The organism is Micromonospora sp. ALFpr18c, from assembly GCF_008868155.1.
Classification (GTDB): Bacteria; Actinomycetota; Actinomycetes; order Mycobacteriales; family Micromonosporaceae; genus Micromonospora.
In genome coordinates this window covers 1-1,574 of sequence record NZ_WBKR01000385.1, presented here as the reverse complement: position 1 = coordinate 1,574, position 1,574 = coordinate 1, and the positions used below count along the sequence as shown (strand labels likewise).

Sequence of the window (1,574 nt, the reverse complement as noted above, 5' to 3'; positions counted from 1 at the left end):
CGGCTCGTCGCGATTCTTGACGCGGTAGCTGTTGTGGCGGGCTCGTTTGACGGCGCGGGGGCAGGTGCGTTCCCGGCGTTCGGGGATCAGCAGGGCGGCGAGGCCGGCGAGGTGGGCCGGTAGTTGGTCAGTCCAGTCTTGAGGGGGGAATGTCCGCCGTTCCGGTGGCGGTGCGGCGGATCATGCGTAGGGCCTTGGTGAAGGAGATCTGATCTGGATCGAGGTCGGCGGCGGCGGACGCTTTGGCGGTCAGTGCGCTGATCGCGTGGTGGACGATCAGGTAGGCCCAGATCTCCTGATGTGCCAGGTCCGGCAGGCGGGACCGCAGAACCTTCCCTGGACCGCGGAGGTGGGTTTTGAGCTGGTCGTTGGCGGTTTCTTCCTCCCAGCGCTCGTGGTACGCGGCGGCCAGTTCGTCGGCGCGGGCGTCGGCGGGGTCGGTGATGGTGGTGATCAGGGTGATCAGTTCCCCCGTGCCGTTGCCGACGCGGTCGGACACGTCGTACTCGAGCACCCGGGCGAGATGAACCACCGGCAGGCCCCGGTCGTCGAACGCGTCGGGAACAGTGTTGATGTCACCGAGGTCGGCCCCGGCGCGGGCGGCTGCCAGCAGCCGCTCCCGCCGTCCGCCACGGATCGTTGGCTTGATCAGGACGGTGAGCCAGGTGCCGTCGGACAGGACACGCACGACGGGCAGGTTGAGCTGGGTAGGGGCCCGCCACAGCAGCGCCGCCCCGGTGGCCTGGGCGGCATCCCACGCCTGCCAGGAGTAGAAGCCCCGGTCAGCGGTGAGCAGTTCGTCGCCGCGAAGCCGCGGATACAGGCGCTGCGCGAGGGTCTTCTCACCCACGGCGTAGGCGTCGATCTCGGCGGCGACGAAGGCGTGGGTGCCGCACTCCGCGAGGGCCACGACCCGGGCCTTCGGGAATGCCGAACGGTTTTCCCCGGATCCGGCGTAGCCGAACTCGGCCGCGTTCTCCACGCTGTCAGGCAGGTCGACCTCGAACCCGTCGATCGCCAGCAGCCGCCACCAGCGCAGGAACGACCCCCGCGCGGTACCCAACGCGCCCATCGCAGCGGTCGGGCCCGCCACGCCCGCGACCGGCCCGCACGTACGCTCGAACACCTCGGCGAACACCCGACGGCCCAACCGTTTCCGCGCCTGCGTGATGGCGCTGGACGTCGGCACGCTCCAGGCCGCATTCCAGCACCCGAACCGGTCCAACGACCCCGTTACCTTGGTCGCGACTTCGGTGTAGTCATCGTCGGCGAACAACGCCAGCCCCAACGTCAGATACGCGGTCACGTGCGCCGGCAGTTTCCCGTCCGACCGCTTCTCCCGCACCCCGCACACCTCGACCGCGGCGTCGACCTCCTCCCGCGACACCTGCGAGATCAACACCCCCAACGTCACCTGATCCGGGCGCACGACCGGACGATCCACCACAGCCACCGACATGACCCGTGATCAAAACAGCCCGCCCGGTAGCGGCCGCCACGCCACGCCGCACATCCCACGAGTCCATACAGAACCGCAGGTCAACCCAAGATCAACTTAAGCTACGTGGCATTGG

General features: G+C 68.9%; 1 protein-coding gene. It reads right to left on the bottom strand.

Annotated elements, in window-relative coordinates:
* Positions 1-127: 127 nt before the first annotated feature.
* Positions 128-1,444 (bottom strand): IS4 family transposase, encoded by a 1,317-nt coding sequence (locus F8271_RS31280; RefSeq protein WP_225854897.1) that lies wholly within the window; start codon positions 1,442-1,444, stop codon positions 128-130.
* Between the last annotated feature and the right edge of the window lie 130 nt (positions 1,445-1,574).